This window comes from Burkholderia sp. HI2500 (assembly GCF_002223055.1).
Taxonomy (GTDB): Bacteria; Pseudomonadota; Gammaproteobacteria; order Burkholderiales; family Burkholderiaceae; genus Burkholderia.
The window spans coordinates 1-19,155 of sequence record NZ_NKFL01000001.1 but is presented as its reverse complement, the minus strand read 5'-3'; the positions used below and the strand labels follow the sequence as shown (position 1 = coordinate 19,155).

10 protein-coding genes and 1 rRNA gene are annotated in these 19,155 nt (G+C 57.8%); 6 read left to right on the top strand and 5 right to left on the bottom strand.

Annotation, left to right across the window (positions count from 1 at the left end):
- Nucleotides 1-4: 4 nt before the first annotated feature.
- Nucleotides 5-117: ribosomal RNA gene (gene rrf / locus CFB45_RS00055) — 5S ribosomal RNA — on the top strand.
- A gap of 242 nt (nucleotides 118-359) precedes the next feature.
- On the opposite strand, the gene CFB45_RS00050 is transcribed toward rrf, so the two are convergent.
- Nucleotides 360-692, bottom strand: a complete 333-nt coding sequence (locus CFB45_RS00050; protein ID WP_089424094.1) for a hypothetical protein — start codon at nucleotides 690-692, stop codon at nucleotides 360-362.
- A 451-nt stretch (nucleotides 693-1,143) separates the two neighbouring features.
- Between CFB45_RS00050 and CFB45_RS00045 the strand changes: the two genes are divergently transcribed.
- The 5 genes from CFB45_RS00045 (at nucleotide 1,144) to CFB45_RS00025 (ending at nucleotide 11,335) form a co-directional block, all read left to right on the top strand.
- A complete protein-coding gene (locus tag CFB45_RS00045; protein WP_089424096.1) occupies nucleotides 1,144-2,043 on the top strand; it encodes a WYL domain-containing protein in 900 nt (299 codons plus the stop codon).
- Between the two features lie 268 nt (nucleotides 2,044-2,311).
- Nucleotides 2,312-5,602, top strand: coding sequence for a helicase-related protein (locus CFB45_RS00040; protein ID WP_089424093.1), 3,291 nt, complete (start codon nucleotides 2,312-2,314; stop codon nucleotides 5,600-5,602).
- Nucleotides 5,599-6,288, top strand: a complete 690-nt coding sequence (locus tag CFB45_RS00035) for a DUF4391 domain-containing protein (protein ID WP_089424092.1) — start codon at nucleotides 5,599-5,601, stop codon at nucleotides 6,286-6,288. Before CFB45_RS00040 ends, CFB45_RS00035 begins: the two co-directional genes overlap by 4 nt.
- 38 nt (nucleotides 6,289-6,326) lie before the next feature.
- On the top strand, nucleotides 6,327-8,276 hold the full coding sequence (locus CFB45_RS00030; RefSeq protein ID WP_179255025.1) for a site-specific DNA-methyltransferase: 1,950 nt from the start codon (nucleotides 6,327-6,329) through the stop codon (nucleotides 8,274-8,276).
- A gap of 11 nt (nucleotides 8,277-8,287) precedes the next feature.
- Nucleotides 8,288-11,335, top strand: a complete 3,048-nt coding sequence (locus CFB45_RS00025) for a type III restriction-modification system endonuclease (RefSeq protein WP_089424095.1) — start codon at nucleotides 8,288-8,290, stop codon at nucleotides 11,333-11,335.
- A gap of 175 nt (nucleotides 11,336-11,510) precedes the next feature.
- Here the strand turns inward: CFB45_RS00025 and CFB45_RS00020 are convergent, their stop codons facing one another.
- The 4 genes from CFB45_RS00020 to dnaA form a co-directional block, all read right to left on the bottom strand.
- On the bottom strand, nucleotides 11,511-13,247 hold the full coding sequence (locus tag CFB45_RS00020; protein WP_089424090.1) for a GmrSD restriction endonuclease domain-containing protein: 1,737 nt from the start codon (nucleotides 13,245-13,247) through the stop codon (nucleotides 11,511-11,513).
- Between the two features lie 388 nt (nucleotides 13,248-13,635).
- Complete coding sequence (gyrB, locus tag CFB45_RS00015; protein WP_046544142.1) at nucleotides 13,636-16,110, bottom strand: DNA topoisomerase (ATP-hydrolyzing) subunit B; 2,475 nt, start codon at nucleotides 16,108-16,110, stop codon at nucleotides 13,636-13,638.
- A 192-nt stretch (nucleotides 16,111-16,302) separates the two neighbouring features.
- A complete protein-coding gene (dnaN, locus tag CFB45_RS00010; protein ID WP_039364632.1) occupies nucleotides 16,303-17,409 on the bottom strand; it encodes a DNA polymerase III subunit beta in 1,107 nt (368 codons plus the stop codon).
- A 168-nt stretch (nucleotides 17,410-17,577) separates the two neighbouring features.
- On the bottom strand, nucleotides 17,578-19,155 hold a 1,578-nt coding region (gene dnaA, locus CFB45_RS00005), incomplete at its 5' end, for a chromosomal replication initiator protein DnaA (RefSeq protein ID WP_069249183.1).

The following is a 19,155-nucleotide window of genomic DNA, read 5'->3' as shown; positions in this document are numbered from 1 at the left end:
TTTGCCTGATGACCATAGCGAGTCGGTCCCACCCCTTCCCATCCCGAACAGGACCGTGAAACGACTCTACGCCGATGATAGTGCGGATTCCCGTGTGAAAGTAGGTAATCGTCAGGCTCCCTAAGCCGAAAACCCCCGCCCGAAAGGCGGGGGTTTTTGCATTTGAGCGGCGGAAATGCATGCGGAGTACTCGGCAGGGATGCTTATCGTGCTGCACGCACTGACTCTTACGATGCGGTCGGATTTGGAGAGGGCGGAACGCAACTTTTCGTCTGTTGTGACGGTTGTTGAAGTTACCTGCAGCCCCACCGCGGTCCATTTGCGTCAACGCGTGTGCCGAAATGCATCACGCGGAGCCATCACCAGGCAGTAGAGCTGCGCAAAGCGGCCAGCGCCGCGTATTCCTCTTCCCTATCCTCTTCTTGGGCAGCTGCACCATAGGGCTGCTCTCGCCAGTTCAGCGCGCAGTAGTCGGGCGTGATGATGACCCTTCGGGAAGCAAAGCTGAACCGAAGATAGACGCGATCACCCGGCTTGAATCCGAACATCTCGAAATGCGCGTCGATGGCGCGCATCCATGGCATGTACGGTTGGCCTTCTTGGGGAAGGTCAGGCTTGTTGCCGAGGGTCAGCTCAACCTCGGGATACTGTTTGAGCTTCTTGGGACGTGATTTACTATTGGCGTTAGCCATCTTCCGACTCCTGCTGTGAGTTGGTTGTGGTCAGCGGGTCGTATGGGTGGCAGCCCATGCGGCCCGCGCTTTTTTTGCAGTTACGCCGTTTGAGTCTACCTAACTGAGCATCTCGAAATATGGAAAATTCGAGAAGTGGCTAAACGGCATACCTTTGTTGGTTTTCGTCGTGGGAAGCATCGCTAGGCTCCTTGGCGCAGATTCTCCGGAGCGAGGTCACGGCGGTGGAGCAGCAAGTTGCCGCCGTCCTCAAGGCCAGTGATACATGCCTCAGCTTTCTTTGAGTGGTCGGGAGATACGCGGCACCCGAAGTAAGGCTGGTAGCCAGCCCCGTTCGGAATTCGTTTGAGATAGTGGATACCGTATCAAAATGATAACCATGGTATCCTCTCTCAAAATCAGCGCAGAACGATCTTTGCGCGGGGGTGTCGAGCCCCAACTGAGAGGGACCATGATCGAAGCCACCGGGGTGTCGCAAGCGCAGCGAGAGCGACTGGCATTTTTAGAATTGCGGGCCTTTTTCACCGGAGAGCTACGGCGAGGTGATATTGAGACCCGGTTTGGTATCAAACCCGCCGCGGCGTCTCGCGATCTGAGCATCTACCGAGAGGTCGCCGCTGACAACTTGGCTTACGACGCAGTCGCTCGCTGTTACCGGCCGACAAACCGGTTCAAGCCAGTCTATGAGTTTCGTACGGAACGTGTATTGGCTTGGCTGCTAAATGGTTTCGGAGACGGGCTCGAATTGGGTCTAAGGCAAGCAACACCTTGCGAAGGGCCGGGGCAGCTTCTGCGTCCGGACATGGGAGTCCTTGCGACCATCACGCGAGCCCTGTGCGCGAAACGTTCAATCCGAATTAACTATCTGTCCTTGTCTTCTGGCGAGAAGTGCCGCGACATCGTACCGGTCGCTTTGGCCGACAACGGTTTGCGCTGGCACGTTCGTTCGTTTGACCGCGAGCGCCAACGATTTTCCGATTTCGTGATAACCCGCATCACCAAGGTACAAGAGCTGGATGGCGAGGTGGAGCAGCATGAGCTCTTGGCTGCCGACGAGCAATGGGCGCGGATCGTGGATATGGAACTGGTGCCGCATCCAGGTGCCCACTGGCCTGAGGCGATTGAGGCCGACTATGCGATGAGTGAGGGGGTGTTGCGGATCAAGACACGAGCGGCTCTAGCGGGCTACTTGCTGCGGCGTTGGTCCATCGATTCCAGCCCAGACCATCGCATGGACCCGTTATCTCACCATCTGTGGCTTCGTAATACTCCCACGCTCTACGGCGTTGAGAGCGCGACTTTAGCGCCCGGCGTTGCCCTTGTGGCGGAGGTGAAAGGTGCACTCGTATGAAAGTCACGGTCTTCATCATCTATGGCAACGGGGTTCCAGTAACGCTGCGCTTTGCTGATTCAGTCGGGAAATATTCACGACGGCACCTAGAAAGAGCGAATTGCTGCCATTGCCATTCCGCGACTACATTTGATCTGTTGTCTGAACAGGTAAAAAGAAAAGCGCAGAATGTTTTTCCTGACGTACTACTTGGCCGTAAGAACGTGTCCTAAGCAGTGATGGAATGAGGGTGCGCTTGTACTCGAGAAAATTGGGGAAATCCGGGCCGATGGAGCTTATCGACAATATCAATCGCCTCTTCGGCGACGATCTGAAGCAGACACTTGTGTCAGGGGGACGGCTCAAGGTCGCGGCATCCTGCTTCTCGATGTACGCCTACGAGGCACTGAAGGCAGAGCTGGAGAAGATCGAAGAATTGAACTTCATCTTCACTGCGCCAACCTTCGTCGCGGATGAAGTGACCGACAAGATCCGCCGTGAGCGCCGGGAGTTCCACATTCCCAAGCTCGATCGTGAGCGCAGCCTCTACGGCAGCGAATTCGAGATTCAACTGCGCAACCAGCTCACACAGCGCGCCATCGCCAAGGAATGTGCTGACTGGCTGCAACGCAAGGCAAAGTTTCGCAGCAATCGTAGCAAGGCTCCGATGCAGCAGTTCGCCCTAGTGCAGTCAGCGGAGGCGAGCGCCGCTTATCTACCGCTGCATGGCTTTACCGCCGTCGACTTGGGCTATCAGCAGGGTAACGCCGTTTCCAATCTGGTCAACAAGATAGACGAGCCGGGCTTCACCGCGACCTATTTGAGCCTGTTCGACCAGATCTGGAATGACCCAGAGAAGCTGGAAGATGTCACCGCACAAATCTGCGACCACATTGCTTCCGTGTATCAGGAGAACTCACCCGAGAGTATCTACTTCCTGATGCTCTATAACATCTTCAACGAGTTTCTCGACGACATCAGCGAGGACGTCCTGCCCAACGACCGCACGGGCTACCAGGACACGCTGATCTGGAACAAGCTCTTCAATTACCAGAAGGATGCGGCCACTGGCCTCATCAACAAGCTGGAAACTTACAGCGGCTGCATCCTTGCCGACAGTGTCGGCCTCGGTAAAACCTTCACCGCACTCGCCGTCATCAAGTATTACGAGCTGCGCAACCGCTCGGTGTTGGTGCTATGCCCGAAGAAGCTCGCGGACAACTGGCTGAACTACAACCGCAACCTCAAGACCAACATCTTCGCCCACGATCGCTTCGGCTACGACGTGCTCTGCCACACGGATTTGAGTCGCACGAGCGGTGAATCCTTCGGCACACCGCTCAACCGCATCAACTGGGGCAACTACGACCTTGTTGTCATCGACGAATCGCACAACTTCCGCAACAACGATGCCTACAAGGACAAGGAAACTCGCTACCAGAAGCTGATGAACAAGGTCATCCGCGAAGGCGTGAAGACCAAGGTGCTGATGCTCTCCGCTACGCCGGTCAACAACCGCTTCGCAGACCTGCGTAACCAGCTTGCACTGGCCTACGAAGGTGATTCGGAAAATCTCAGTAAGAAGCTACGCACCAGCAAATCGGTGGAAGAAGTCTTCCGTAATGCGCAGACAGCGTTCAATGCGTGGTCGAAATTGCCGCCGGAAGAGCGCACGCCACGCGCGATTTTGGATGCGCTGGACTTCGATTTTTTCGAACTGCTGGACAGTGTGACCATTGCACGTTCTCGCCGCCACATCCAGACTTTTTACGACACCAAGGACATCGGCCAATTTCCCGAGCGCCGAAAGCCACAGTCATTCCATTGCGCTCTGACCACGCGGTCAGACGTGATGAGTTTTAACGAAATTTTCGAGCAACTGACTAAGCTCATGCTAGCGGTGTACGCACCGGCCAAATACATCCTTGCTAGCAAACGGCAGCAATACATCGACCGCTATAACGCGCAATCGGGCGACGAGAAGGGCAATCTGAGTCTGGAGGGCCGAGAGAGTGGCCTGCAGCGCTTGATGACGGTGAACCTGCTCAAGCGACTGGAAAGCTCCGTTCAGTCATTTAGGCTGACGCTGCAATCCCTGCAAGCCAATCATCGAAACGCGCTGGAGAAGATTGCAGCCCACAAACAGACCGGCAATGCAGCTAGTGTGGCGGACTTGACCGAAGTATTGGAAGACATCGACACCGAGGAAGATGACCTGCTCGATGAGCTCGATCAGGGCCAAAACATCGGCGGCAAGGTCAAGATCAATCTTGCCGACATGGACTTACCATCGTGGGAGCACGACCTCAAGGTCGATCTCGCCAACATTGAGGCGCTGCTGGCATCGATGGCCAAGATTACGCCGGTCGACGACGCCAAGCTTCAGCACCTCAAAGCTCTTGTGCTAGAGAAGGTCGCGAATCCCATCAACCCAGGCAATCGAAAGGTGTTGATTTTCACCGCCTTTGCGGACACGGCAGGCTATCTCTACGCCAATCTCGCGCCAGAACTGCTTGCTAGCCAAGAGCTGCATACTGGTAAGGTCACAGGCAGCGACCGCCCCAAATCGACCTTGCCCAAGGCGTATGACTTCCAGGAGCTACTGACGCTATTTTCTCCGCGCTCCAAGGAGAAGGCGATCGTGTTGCCGAACGAACCGGCAGAGATCGACGTGCTCATCGGCACTGACTGTATATCCGAAGGCCAAAACCTTCAGGATTGTGACTACCTCATCAACTATGACATTCACTGGAACCCGGTGCGCATCATCCAGCGATTCGGGCGCGTGGATCGCATCGGCTCGTCTAACCGTAGCATCCAGTTGGTGAACTACTGGCCCGACATCTCGCTGGATGAATACATCAACCTCAAGGAGCGCGTCGAGAACCGGATGATGATCGTGGATGTGACCGCCACAGGCGACGACAATGTCATCTCCGCGCAGGCCAACGACATGTCCTACCGCAAGGAACAACTGCGCCGCTTGCAGGAGGAAGTTATCGAGTTGGAAGACCTGAAGACCGGCGTCTCCATTACCGACCTCGGCCTCAACGACTTTCGCATGGACTTGCTGAACTACGTCAAGACCCATGGGGAACTTGGCAAGTCGCCCAACGGCCTGCACGCCATCGTGCCTGCAAACGCCGATCTTGGCCTCGCGCCTGGCGTCATCTTCACGCTGCGCAACCGCAATTCGGGCGTGAACCCGCCCGCAAATCTTCCCCAGCACAATCGGCTGCACCCCTACTACCTTGTTTACATCAATAACGATGGCGAGGTCATCCATGACCACACCGAGGTCAAGCGCCTGCTTGATTTGGCGCGCAGCTGCTGCAAGGGGCAGGTGGAACCGATTGCCGACGCTTGCCAACGCTTCAACAAGGCTACGGCAGACGGTCGCAAAATGCAGTCGTACTCCGATCTTTTGAGCAAGGCGATCCGCTCGATGATCGAGGTGAAGGAAGAGAAAGACCTCGACAGCCTATTCACTGGCGGCAAAACGACGGCACTTACGCACACTATCAACGGGCTGGACGACTTCGAGCTGATCGCCTTTCTGGTGATACAGGAGGCTGAATGACCGAAGCTCACCTCATATCGCAACACGCGGCGTTCATCGACTATCCTTCGCCGGCTGCCTTTGGCCGCACGCTACCGAAGAGCAAGGTGTACGAGCATAGCGGCGCCAACACTCGGTTGAAGGACCTATTCGTCAAGCAGGTGGAGCAGATTGTCTGGGCATTTAAGCTTGCCCCGGAAACACTCCGTTTGCCTGCGCGCCACGGCGTGCCGGAGATTCAGGTGTTCAGCCTCCAACTCAAGACACCGGAATTGCACCACGACGTGCTGCGCTGCATCGACGGAGCCATCCCATTCCCGATCCTGTTCGAGTTGACCTTCGATGGCAGAACGCAGGTAATCGGCGCCTATAAGCGACCTAATGAGTCCGACGCCAGCCGCTGGGTGCTTTCCGACTACTTTGCGACGGACTGGCTGCCGGTCGGATGCCTGCGCACAGTGATGCCTGTGGCCCTGCACATGGGCGGCCTGTACGAGCAATTTCTGCATCGCCTGATTCCTTTACCCGTGCGGCCGCAGGAATCATTGGTCGATCTGGTAGGGCGCGTGGAGCAGGTGCGGGCTAAGCAGCGTGAACTGGACAAAACCACGGCTCGGTTGGCGAAGGAAAAGCAATTTAACCGCAAGGTAGAGATCAACGCCGCTTTGCGACAACTCAAATCCGAACTGGAAAGCCTCAGCCGATGACTCTCGGTGGTGGTAAGACAATGATTCAGGACAAGAAGATGGAAATACTCAAAATGCACTCGCCCAACCTGACCGGCGATAACGTCGAACGCATTCGCGAACTGTTCCCCGGTTGCGTGGTGGAAGTGCGTGGAGAAGACGGCACCGTGAAGCTGGCGGTGGATTTCGATCAGCTTCGGCAGGAGCTGTCTGACGCTATCGTGGAAGGGCCGCAGGAACGCTACCACCTCAACTGGCCGGGTAAGCGAGAAGCCTTGCTGACCGCTAATGCACCGATTGCCAAAACCTTGCGCCCCGTGCGCAAGCAGAGCGTGGATTTCGACATCACGAGAAATCTATTCATCGAAGGCGACAACCTAGATGCATTGAAGCTGTTGCAGGAGACGTATCTCGGCAAAGTGAAGATGATCTACATCGACCCGCCGTACAACACGGGCAAGGATTTCATCTACGAAGACGACTTCAGCTCTGACGCTACGAGCTATTTGCTGAAGTCCAACCAAGTCGAAGTGTCGGGAGACCGTTTGGTGGTGAACGTCGAGACCAATGGACGGTTCCACTCGGACTGGTTAAGCATGATCTATGCGCGGCTGCGCCTAGCTCGCAACCTACTTTCGGAGGATGGGGTAATCTTCATTTCTATCGACGATAACGAGGTGGATAATCTTCGCAAGGTATGCAGTGAGGTATTTGGCGAGGGGAATTTCATCGCGCAGATTGTTTGGGAAGGGGCCAACAAGAACGATGCAAAACAAATTGGTGTATCCCACGAGTACGTCTTGGTGTATGCGAAGAATCGGAGTGCAGTTCCGAGAGAATGGAGCATTCGCAAGGAAGGCGTAGATGAGGTGTTGGCCGAGGTTGCCCGGTTGAATAGCGTGTACGGGACAGACTATGAATCCGCATCAAAGGATTTGGCCGGTTGGTTCCGTTCCATGAAGGCAAAGCCCGTTTTTGGATTGCGCCGGTTTCGGTACATAGACGCCAGAGGCGCCTATAAGGAGGACGATCCCACGGCACCCGGGGGGCGACGTTTTCAGCTCGTAAATCCAATGAACGGTGAGCATATTCCGTTGCGTCGAAATCGTGGATGGAGCTTTGATCAAACAGAGTTCAATCGCCTGGTGGAAGAAGAGCGTGTGAGCTTCGTAACGCCTACCAGCATCATGATTCGGCGCTATCTCCACGAGACCGATGCGCTTACTCCGCCTAGTGTTTTCTATCAACCGGCACGGTCGGCGTCGGAAAGACTTGCGTCACTACTGGGTGCTGGGATTTTTGACTTTCCGAAGGATGAAACAGTTATTGCCAAGTTCATCGAGATGGCTACGACGGGAGCGGACGATGACTGTATCGTTATGGACTTTTTTGCCGGATCGGCAACGACAGCTCATGCTGTAATGCAATTGAATGCTGACGATGGAAAGCGCCGACGGTTTGTGCTCGTTCAACTGCCAGAGGCTTGTGTGGAGAGATCTGCGGCAGCGGAAGCAGGATACCGAACGATTGCTGACGTCTCCAAAGAACGTATCCGACGTGCAGCCGATGCGATTCGATCACAAGGGTGGGAGGGTGACGGTGGTTTCCGCGTGCTCAAGATTGATACGTCCAACATGGCTGACGTGTTCTATACGCCGGATGCCGTTACTCAAGGCAGCCTACTCGGTAGCATAGACAACATCAAACCCGACCGCACGGACGAAGATCTGTTGTTTCAGGTGATGCTGGACTGGGGCGTCGACCTCGCCTTGCCCGTTGAGAAGATGGCCATCCAAGGCAAGGACGTGTTCTTCGTTGATGGCGACGCGCTGGCGGCCTGCCTCGACGCCCACGGCGGTGTCGACGAAGCCTTTGTCAAGGAACTGGCCACGCACAGCCCGCTGCGTGTGGTGTTCCGCGACGCAGGATTCAAGGACAGTGCAGTCAAGATCAACGTGGAGCAGATCTTCAGGCTGCTGTCGCCTGCAACCGAAGTGAAATGCATCTGACGGGGGTGGCGATGAAACTGAAGTTCAAGACCCAGTCCTACCAGACTGCTGCCGTACAGACGGTCGTGGACTGCTTCAAGGGGCAGCCGCCCGCGTCTGCCGAAGCCACGAGCTACCGTATCGATCTCGGCAAGGCCAAGACGGGGATGGACAGCTTATTTACCGAAGCCGGGTTCAAGAACGCCGATCTGATGCTTTCGGACACGGCCCTGCTCGACAACATCCAACAGGTGCAACGCCAGCAGAACCTGCCGATCTCTGATGCGCTAGTTAAGACCAAGGTCGCCCGTGTAAACCTCGATATCGAGATGGAAACGGGCACGGGCAAGACCTACTGCTATATCAAGACCATTTTCGAGATGAACAAGCAGTTCGGCTGGAGCAAGTTCATCATCGTAGTGCCCAGCATTGCAATCCGTGAGGGCGTGGCCAAGTCGCTGGAGATCACTGCTGAGCACTTTCTGGAGAGCTACCAGAAAAAAGCGCGATTCTTTATCTACAACTCTAAGCAATTGCACCACTTGGAGAGCTTTTCGTCGGACGCAGGCATCAACGTGATGGTCATCAACGTACAAGCGTTCAATGCCACCGGCAAGGACAACCGGCGCATCTATGACGCGTTGGACGACTTCCAGTCACGCAAGCCGATTGATGTCATCAGCGCTAATCGACCTATCCTAATTCTGGACGAGCCGCAGAAGATGGAAGGCGGCAAGACTCTGGATTCGCTGGTGAATTTCAAGCCGTTGATGGTGTTGCGCTACTCGGCCACCCATAAGACTACGCACAACAAGATTCACCGGCTGGATGCGCTGGACGCCTACAACCAAAAGCTGGTGAAGAAGATTGCCGTTCGCGGTATCTCGGTAAAAGGGCTGGCCGGCACGGCGGGCTACCTCTACCTGCAATCCATCGAAATTTCGAGCAAAAGGCCACCGGAGGCGCGGGTTGAGGTTGAGCAGAAGCTGGCTGGTGGCAATATAAAACGCATCGTTCGCAAGATCGGTAAAGGCGATAATCTCTTCGACCTGTCCGGCGGCTTGGATCAGTACCGCGACGGCTACGTTGTGGCTGACATCAACGCCAATACCGACACGCTGAGCTTCACCAATGGGGTGGAACTGACTGTGGGTGATGCTGTGGGCGATGTGACTGAAGAGACGCTGCGTCGTATTCAGATTCGGGAGGCGGTCAAGGCACACTTCGACAAGGAGCAGGCGCTGTTCCCGCAAGGCGTGAAGGTGCTGACTCTGTTCTTTATCGACGAGGTTGCCAAGTATCGCGATTACATGGCGGCAGACGAGAAGGGTGAATACGCTCGCATCTTCGAGGAAGAATACAACCAGTACCTGAACGAGATGCTCGATCTGGACGAAACAGCCTACGTCAAGTACCTGAAAAGCATCCCTGCAAGCAAGACGCACAGCGGGTACTTCTCGATCGACAAGAAGAGCAAGCGCCAGGTGGACTCGGACGTTGCGGCGCGTGGCGAGAACGCGGGCTTGTCCGACGACGTGGATGCCTATGACTTGATCTTGAAAGACAAGGAGCGGCTGCTATCGCTGTCCGAGCCGGTGCGCTTCATCTTCTCGCACTCGGCGCTGCGCGAGGGTTGGGACAACCCGAATGTGTTCGTCATCTGCGCTCTCAAGCACAGCGACAACACCATCTCGCGGCGGCAGGAAGTAGGGCGCGGCCTGCGCCTATCGGTCAACCAGCAGGGCGACCGGATGGACCACCCAGCCATCGTCCACGACGTGAACGTGCTTACTGTGGTTGCCAGCGAAAGCTACAAGGAATTCGTATCCGCGCTACAAAATGACATCAGCAATTCGCTATCCGCCCGACCACGGTTGGCGAACGAGGAATACTTCACCGGCAAGGTGCTCAAGACGACGGCTGGCGATTTGCAGGTGACGCCGCAACTGGCGAAGCAAATCTATCGCTATCTGGTTAAGAACGACTACACCGACAATTCAGATCAGATCACCGCTGCGTATCACGATGCCAAGAAAGCAGGAACGCTGGCCGACATGCCAGACGACCTGAAGCCGCACGCAGAGCAGGTGCTGCAGCTCATCGACAGCGTGTTCAGCGTCAGCCAGTTGCCCGACATCGGCGACGACCGCCGTCCGAAGAAGAATCCTCTCAACGCCAACTTCGATAAGCAGGAGTTTAAGGCGTTGTGGGGCCGCATCAATCGAAAGGCGGCTTACAGCGTCGAGTTCGACTCAAGTGAGCTGGTGGAGAAGGCAGTAAAGGAAATCGACTCCGGCCTGCGCGTTACTCCACTGCAATACACGATTCAGCACGGCGAGCAGGCTTCTGCCGTCACTTACGACGGAATGAAGAACGGAAATGCCTTCGAGCTGAAGACTACAGAAACCGAGACCAACCGGAACTCAATCCACTCCTCCGTCAAGTACGATCTGATCGGCAAGCTGGCCGAAGGCACACAACTGACGCGTCGGACGGTGGCCGAAGTCCTCAAGGGAGTCAACGTCGCGGTTTTCGCGCAGTTCAAGACCAACCCGGAAAGCTTCATTGCTGAGGCCATACGGCTCATCAACGAGCAGAAAGCCACGGTCATCATCGAGCATCTGGCCTACGACTCGGTCGATGACAAGTTCGACCTTGACATCTTTACCGCTGGACAGACCAAACAGGACTTCAGCAAGGCCGGTAACAAGCTCCAGCGGCACATTTACGATTACGTGCTGACGGATTCGAAGGTGGAACAGGAGTTCGTGAAAGAGCTCGACACGGCAAAGGAGGTTGTGGTCTACGCTAAGCTGCCGCGCGGCTTCCTGATCCCCACTCCAGTGGGCGACTACAACCCCGACTGGGCCGTCGCCTTCAAGGAAGGAAGCGTCAAGCACATCTACTTCGTCGCAGAGACCAAAGGCTCCATGTCCACGATGGAGCTGCGAGAAATTGAGAAGACCAAGATCAAGTGTGCTCGCGAGTTCTTTAGAGAAATTAATCGGGGCTACGCGTCGGAAAACGTGAAGTACGATGTCGTGGACAACTTCGGTAAGTTGATGGAGGTGGTGAAGTAAACGGCAGAGGGATTACCGCTGGCTGTACGGCATTTTCGTCGGACACCGCACTGGATCGTCGGACACCGCACTGGAACGCTTTGCCGAGAAGCTGCGGGCCACCGATCACGTGGTGCTCGAGGCCCATTGAACCTATTGAAGGGAACAGGGCGTGCCCGCGGAGCGCTCTCACTTGTCAGAGTGTTCCCAGTCCCGCCTTTTCCACAATGAACGCATTCATTCGCCCGGCCAGTGCTACGCGCCGCGTCGCTAGGAAATCCCTGTAAGTCTCGGTGGACCACAGTGTTGAGTCAGTTGGGACACACTGACTCTCCAGTGCGTGCTTGCCCTGTTTGGTCACGATGTCCAACAGATACTGGGTCGCTTCTTTGTTGCTGATGCGGCGGTTGGTCTGGCCGGTGATGAAGGCCATGTTTGCGATTTCGTTGATTTCGCCCGTCTCGTATCCGCGTTCCTTGAGTAGGGACTTGGGGATAACATGGTGCCACTGGATGAAGTGGAGCTTGCCTTGATGGGTCAGCGACAGTCCCAGCCCGCTATACCAGTCTTTCGCCCCCGCAGCTTTGAGCGCGAGATATGCCAGCGAAAACAGTGGGCTATTTACGCCTCGACCTGCCAGGTCGGTCGGCTCGACATGCAGACGGCCGAACTGGCGCTTCACAGGTTCCATCAGCGATGAAATGTCGCCACTGCGGAAGATGATGGCCAAGTCCTCATTGAGGAGTGTTTCGGTCGAGCCGCGCGAGTAGCGGCCGCGTGCATTGGCCACCAGTAGCCAGTGCAACAATCTGTGCTGCTCCTCCGACGTCAGCTTATTGTCCTTTACCCGGCTTACTGCCGCCAAGGCGTGGATAAACATCGGCGAAGACAGTAGTGTCTCGTCTTCGATGCCGGCATTGCTGCGCAGAAAGTTGATGGCAAAGCGTAGTCCTTCCTTCGCCTGTTCCCAGCCCTCCTTAAGCTTGTCCACAGGTGTACTTGCTACTGAGCGGAACAAGCACTGCTGGGTGGCGAATACCACGATGGAGCGAACTAAATGTCCGAGTTCGATGGTGAACCAACTTTGCTCGCACTCTTCTTGGAAGGTTTCCAATTCCTTCAATAGATTCGGCCACCGCGAGGTCATCTGTGCCAATGCCAGATCAGAGGAACGCAGCTTGGCCCCCAATGAGTTCACTCGCACGAAGATTTCCGTGACCTCTTCGTAGCTCATCGCGCGCTCCAGAACGTGGACCACGTAATGGTATTGCTTGATGGCGCGCAACTTCTTAAGGCGGTCAGAATAGCGCTCCAACCGTGGGTCATCCAACGACGTAATGCCTGCCTTTTTCAGAATTTCAGTGTCACTCGCAGTGCGAAACACCTGGCTTACCGAGACCCAGTTCGACTGAGACGAGAGGTTCTTGCTGGCCACCACAAAGGTGCGGCGATTCAGCTTCTCTTGCAGCCCCTGCTCGCTTTCGTCAGCTTCTTCATCCACCTCAGCCAGTTCGTCATCTGGTGCTAGCGGCGACTCTTCGTCACTTACCACCTCGACGATGTCAGTCGGAGGGCCTTCCGGATGTTCAAGGTTGAACAGAATATCGATGGGCCTTTTACGCCCACGCACCGACACCAGCTCACCACCCAGCACGGCAGTCAGCGACGTCAGCCGTTGCTGGCCATCCAGCAACAGCTTGCGGCCAGCGAAGGCGGTATTTTCTTGTGTAATGGCGAAGTCGCGTGTTGGCACCGGCTCGTCGGTCTCCCACATTAGGATGGAGCCACTGGGATAGCCGCGATACAGAGAGTCCAACAGGTCGCGCACCCGCGTGGCCTGCCAGACATAGTGGCGTTGGATTTCCGGCAAGCGTAGCTCGCCGCGCTTGTACATATCCACCAAGGTGCCGATAGGAATGTTCTGCTGTTGCATGTTCAAAGCTCGTCGAGATTGCGGATGAATAGTAGGGACGGAATTTGTTCGAGCACCTTCATCGGGTTGTATATACCGCCAGGTCAGAAGGCGTTATAGATAACGTCGATTTTGTTCTTGAGTTCGATCGTAACCAGTAATATCCGGAACTGAAAGGTCACCGTTTGACTCGGAGCATTATCTTAGACGTGATTGCATGTCAGCGTGCCGCCGACGTCTGGTTTATCGGTGGGCAAATTGTGCAGATGCCGGCGAAAAGGCTTGTGAATGGGCGCTGGTCTGATGGCGGGCAACTATAAATCTAGGCTAGCTACCAATAAAAAAACCCATAAGTTTCTTAACTTATGGGTCCATTTATCCGACGTGATGTGTCTATCTGCAGAATGGGTTAAACATCAATATTCCCCGCCCGCAACGCATTCGACTCGATAAACGCACGCCGCGGCTCCACATCATCCCCCATGAGGGTAGTAAAGATCCCGTCCGCCGCAATCGCGTCTTCGATCTGCACACGCAGCAGTCGTCGCACTGCCGGATCCATCGTCGTTTCCCACAGCTGCTCGGGGTTCATCTCACCGAGCCCCTTATAGCGCTGCTTCGAAACATTCCGCTCCGCATCCGCCAGCAACCACTTCATCGCGCTCTTGAAGTCCGCCACGGCCATGCTGCGCTCACCGCGCTTGATGACCGCACCTTCGCCAATAAGCCCCTTGAACGTATTCGCGGTGGTCACGAGCTGCTGATAATCCGCCGTGTGCTGGAATTCCTGGTCGATGACCGAAACCCGCACGTTGCCGTGATGCGTCCGCTCGACATGCAGCGCTCGCTGTTCGCGAACCGGGTCATACGAAGGCACAACCCGCACTTCGTTCTTCAGCGCTTCATCATGCAACGCAGCGTGCAGGGCCTTAGCCGAAGCTTCGGTCGACTCTTCGTTGGAGAGATCGATCACCACCCCGTCCATAACCGCTTCCAGCGCGGCCGGGTCATACAACCGGCTCAAGCGCTCGATCACGCTCTGCGACAGCAGATACGACCGCGCCAACTCGCCAAGCGCATCACCCGAAATCGCCGCCGCATTCTCACCCGGCACCAGCTCCGACCCTTGCAGCGCCAACCGCAGCATATGCGCGTTGAGCTCCACGTCATCCTTCAGATACCGCTCGTCTTTGCCCGCCTTGATCTTGTAGAGCGGCGGCTGCGCGATATACACGTAGCCGCGCTCGATCATGTCCGGCATCTGGCGATACAGGAACGTGAGCAGCAGCGTCCGGATGTGCGCGCCGTCGACGTCCGCGTCGGTCATGATGATGATGCGGTGATAGCGGAGCTTGTCGAGGTTGTAGTCTTCCTTGCCGATCCCGCACCCAAGTGCAGTCACGAGCGTGACGATCTGCTCCGACGACAGCAGCTTGTCGTAGCGCGCCTTCTCGACGTTCAGCACCTTGCCGCGCAGCGGCAGGATTGCCTGGAACTTCCGGTCACGCCCTTGCTTGGCCGACCCACCTGCCGAGTCACCCTCGACGATGTAGATTTCGCACTTCGCCGGGTCTTTCTCCTGGCAGTCCGCGAGCTTGCCGGGCAGGCCGACGCCGTCGAGCACGCCTTTACGGCGCGTCATTTCACGCGCCTTCCGTGCAGCATCACGCGCACGAGCAGCCTCGACGATCTTCCCGCAGATGATCTTCGCGTCGATCGGCGTTTCCAGCAGGAACTCTTCGAGCGCCTTCGCCACAACTTCCTCAACCGGCGCACGAACCTCGGAAGAAACCAGCTTGTCCTTCGTCTGCGAGCTGAACTTCGGCTCCGGCACCTTCACGGACAGCACGCACGACAGCCCTTCGCGCATGTCGTCGCCGGTCGTCTCGACCTTCGCCTTCTTCGCGATTTCGTTGTCGGTGATGTACTTGTTGATGACGCGCGTCATCGCGGCGCGCAGGCCGGTCAGGTGCGTGCCGCCGTCGCGCTGCGGAATGTTGTTCGTGAAGCACAGCACGTTTTCGTTGTAGCTGTCGTTCCACTGCATCGCGACTTCGACGCCCACGCCGTCCTTCTCGCCGTTGGCGAAGAAAACGGTCGGGTGCAGGTTGGTTTTCGTCTTGTTGATGTACTCGACGAAGCCCTTCACACCGCCGGCGAACGCGAAATCGTCTTCCTTGCCCGAACGCAGGTCGGTGAGGCGAATCCGCACACCGTTGTTCAGGAACGAAAGCTCGCGCATCCGCTTCGCGAGGATGTCGTAGTGATACTCGACCGTGCCGAAAATCGTCGGATCGGCCATGAAGTGCACTTCGGTGCCGCGGTTCTCGGTGTCACCCGTCACCAGCATCGGCGACACTTCCACGCCATCGACCGTCTCGAGCACGCGATCCTGCGCAACACCGCGATGGAACTCCATGAACCGCTTCTTGCCGTCGCGGCGCACCGTGAGGCGCAGCCAGCTCGACAGCGCGTTCACGCACGACACACCCACGCCGTGCAGGCCACCGGACACCTTGTAACTGTTCTGGTCGAACTTGCCGCCGGCATGCAGCTCGGTCATCACGATTTCCGCAGCACTACGCTTCGGCTCGTGCTTGTCGTTCATCTTCACGTCGGTCGGAATCCCGCGGCCGTTGTCGGTCACGGAAATCGAGTTGTCGGCGTGAATCGTCACGTGGATGTCGTTGCAGTACCCGGCCAACGCTTCGTCGATCGAGTTGTCGAGCACCTCGAACACGAGGTGGTGCAGACCGGTGCCGTCCGACGTGTCGCCGATGTACATCCCGGGGCGCTTGCGCACCGCTTCCAGACCTTCGAGGATCTGGATCGACGAGGCGCCGTAGCTGCTGTTATCGGGTTGCGAATTGTGCTGTTCACTCATGGATATCTTCCGGTTCTGCGAGGCCACTCAAGCGGCGGCGCGGTGCGTTTCCTTGCGAAAACGCCGGGCCGCTCCAGTTTTCCTGGCCCGTCCGAGGCGCCGTTAGGGCACCAAAGGGACGGGTTGTCGGTTCGCCATAAAAACGCCAAAGGGGCTTGCCGCCCCCTGGTGTGTGTCGCGATGTCGAGCGCGTCAGATGCGCATCGGCATCACGACATACTTGAACTCGTCGTTCTCGGGCACGGTAATCAGCGCGCTCGAGCTGGCGTCGCCGAGGCTCACCTGCACGGTGTCGACCTTCAGGTTCGCGAGCACGTCGAGCAGATACGTGACGTTGAAGCCGATGTCGACGGTATCGCCCTGGTAGGCGATTTCGAGTTCTTCCTGCGCCTCTTCCTGATCGGCGTTGGTCGACATGATCTTCAGCTGGCCCGGCGCGATGATGCAGCGCACGCCCTTGAACTTGTCCGAGGTCAGGATCGCCGCGCGTTGCAGCGAACGCTGCAGCTCTTCACGGCCGATCTCGAACGTGTTCTTGTGCGCCTTCGGGATCACGCGCTGGAAGTCGGGGAACTTGCCCTCGACGAGTTTCGACACGAGCTCGACCTGGCCGAACGTGAACTTGGCCTGGGTTTGCGCGATGTCGATGGTGACGGTGTCGTCGATGTCTTCGAGCAGGCGTTGCAGCTCGAGAATCGTCTTGCGCGGCACGATGACTTCCTGGCGGCCGAACGTGCCGCCTTCGAGCTTCATCGACGAGAACGCGAGGCGGTGGCCGTCGGTGGCCACGGCCATCAGCTGGTCGCCGTCGACGACGAGCAGCATGCCGTTCAGGTAGTAGCGGATGTCCTGCTGCGCCATCGCGAAGTGCACCATGCCGAGCAACTGGCGGAACGACTTCTGCGGGACGGTCAGCGTGGCGCCGAAATCCTTCGCCTGCGCGACGGTCGGGAACTCGTCGGCCGCCAGCGTCTGGAGTGCGAAACGGCTCTTGCCGGATTGAACGGTGAGGCGCTTGTCGGCGAGCGACAGCGTGACCTGGCCGTCAGGCATCGCGCGCAGGATGTCGAGCAGCTTGCGCGCCGCGACGGTGGTCGCGACCTGGTCGCCGCCGACGCCGAAATCGGCGCGCGTGGTGATCTGCAGCTCCAGGTCGGTCGACAGGAACGAAACGTCCGAGCCGTTCTTGGTGATCAGCAGGTTGGCGAGGATCGGCAACGTATGGCGGCGTTCGACGATGCCGCTGACCGTTTGCAGCGGCCTGAGGAGGGTGTCTCGTTCGGTCTTGACCAGTTGCATAGAGTTCCTTCGTTGAGTAACGGCCTGCAGCGCAGCAGCCTCGCAGCGCCCCGCCGGCCGGGCTCTTGGCCCGCCACCACCGGGGCGGTCAAACCAGTATTGTGCCTCAAAACCGAACCGCCCCCCTTAAATTGGGGCGGAGGCCGAATTATCAAGCGCGCGTCGCGCTCAGCCCTTCAGCGTCTGTTCCAGCACGTGCAGCTCGTGGTTGAGCTGCGCGTCCTTGCTGCGCTCGTCGGCGATCTTGCGCACCGCGTGCAGCACGGTGGTGTGATCGCGCCCGCCGAACAGCTCGCCGATTTCCGGCAGGCTCTTCTGCGTGAGTTCCTTCGCGAGATACATCGCGATCTGCCGCGGCCGCGCGATGTTCGCGGGACGCTTCTTCGAATACATATCCGCGACCTTGATGTTGTAGAAGTCGGCGACGGTCTTCTGGATGTTCTCGACCGAAATCTGCCGGTTCTGCACGGTCAGCAGATCCTTCAGCGCTTCCTTGGTCAGCTCGATCGAGATTTCGCGGCCGTGGAACTTCGAATACGCGAGGATTTTGCGCAGCGCGCCTTCGAGCTCGCGCACGTTCGAGCGCAGGTGCTTCGCGACGAAGAACGCGACGTCTTCCGACAGGTTCACGCCTTCCGACTGCGCCTTGCGCATCAAAATCGCGACGCGCATTTCCAGCTCGGGCGGCTCGATCGCGACGGTGAGGCCCGAGTCGAAGCGCGAGATCAGGCGATCGTCGATGCCCGAGATTTCCTTCGGATACGTGTCGCTGGTGATGATCACCTGCGCCTTGTTCGCGACCAGCGCCTCGAACGCGTAGAAGAATTCCTCTTGCGTGCGCGACTTGCCGGAGAAGAACTGGATATCGTCGATCAGCAGCAGGTCGAGCGAATGGTAGTAGCGCTTGAAGTCGTCGAACGCCTTGCGCTGGTACGCCTTCACCACATCCGACACGTATTGCTCGGCGTGGATGTAGCGGATCCGCGCGCCGGCTTTGTCGAGCAGCAGCTGGTTGCCGATCGCATGGATCAGGTGGGTCTTGCCGAGACCGACGCCGCCGTACAGGAACAGCGGGTTGTACGAGATGCCCGGGTTGTCCGCGACCTGGATCGCGGCGGCGCGTGCGAGCTGGTTCGCCTTACCGGTCACGAAGTTGTCGAACGTGAGCACGGGGTTCAGCTTCGAACGCTCGTACATCGAATCGGCTTCGCCGCCGGCGGCGGGCGCGGCACCGGGGCCCGGGCGCCACGTGCGGCGGCCGGCGGCCGCTTCGTGCGCGGGCAGGCTCGGCAGGTCGATGTCGGCGTCGTCGGCGTTCAGGTGGTGCGCGGCGGCTGCCGACGGCGTCATCGGCACGTCGGCCGGCGCGCTGGGCGCGGCGCCGGCATTCGCGGCCAGGTTGGCGGCGATCGCAGCCACCGTCGCGGCCGGGCCGCTCGGTGCCAGCGGCGCGCGTGGGGCGGCCGGTGCTGCACCGGCGGGGGCGCTGCGCATGCCTGCCTTCGGATCGAGGACGAACTGGACTTCGATCGGCGCGCTCCAGAATTCGCGGGCCAGATCGGAGATCCGTCCCGAAAACTGGCTCTTGACCCAGTCCAGCTTGAAGCGGTTCGGCGCGGCGATGGACAGCGTGTTCGCCGACGCATCGAAGGCCACCGGGGCCAAGGGTTTGATCCACGTCACGTACTGCTGGGGCGTCAGCTCGCGCTCCAGCAGTGCGGAACAGTGTTGCCAGAAATCGTTCAT

Coding starts and splice junctions, on each gene's coding strand:
- CFB45_RS00025 (WP_089424095.1), top strand. CDS start 8,288: ATGAAACTGAAGTTCAAGACCCAGTCCTACCAGACTGCTGCCGTACAG.
- CFB45_RS00040 (WP_089424093.1), top strand. CDS start 2,312: ATGGAGCTTATCGACAATATCAATCGCCTCTTCGGCGACGATCTGAAG.
- CFB45_RS00045 (WP_089424096.1), top strand. CDS start 1,144: ATGATCGAAGCCACCGGGGTGTCGCAAGCGCAGCGAGAGCGACTGGCA.
- CFB45_RS00035 (WP_089424092.1), top strand. CDS start 5,599: ATGACCGAAGCTCACCTCATATCGCAACACGCGGCGTTCATCGACTAT.
- dnaN (WP_039364632.1), bottom strand. CDS start 17,409: ATGCAACTGGTCAAGACCGAACGAGACACCCTCCTCAGGCCGCTGCAA.
- CFB45_RS00020 (WP_089424090.1), bottom strand. CDS start 13,247: ATGCAACAGCAGAACATTCCTATCGGCACCTTGGTGGATATGTACAAG.
- gyrB (WP_046544142.1), bottom strand. CDS start 16,110: ATGAGTGAACAGCACAATTCGCAACCCGATAACAGCAGCTACGGCGCC.
- CFB45_RS00030 (WP_179255025.1), top strand. CDS start 6,327: ATGGAAATACTCAAAATGCACTCGCCCAACCTGACCGGCGATAACGTC.
- CFB45_RS00050 (WP_089424094.1), bottom strand. CDS start 692: ATGGCTAACGCCAATAGTAAATCACGTCCCAAGAAGCTCAAACAGTAT.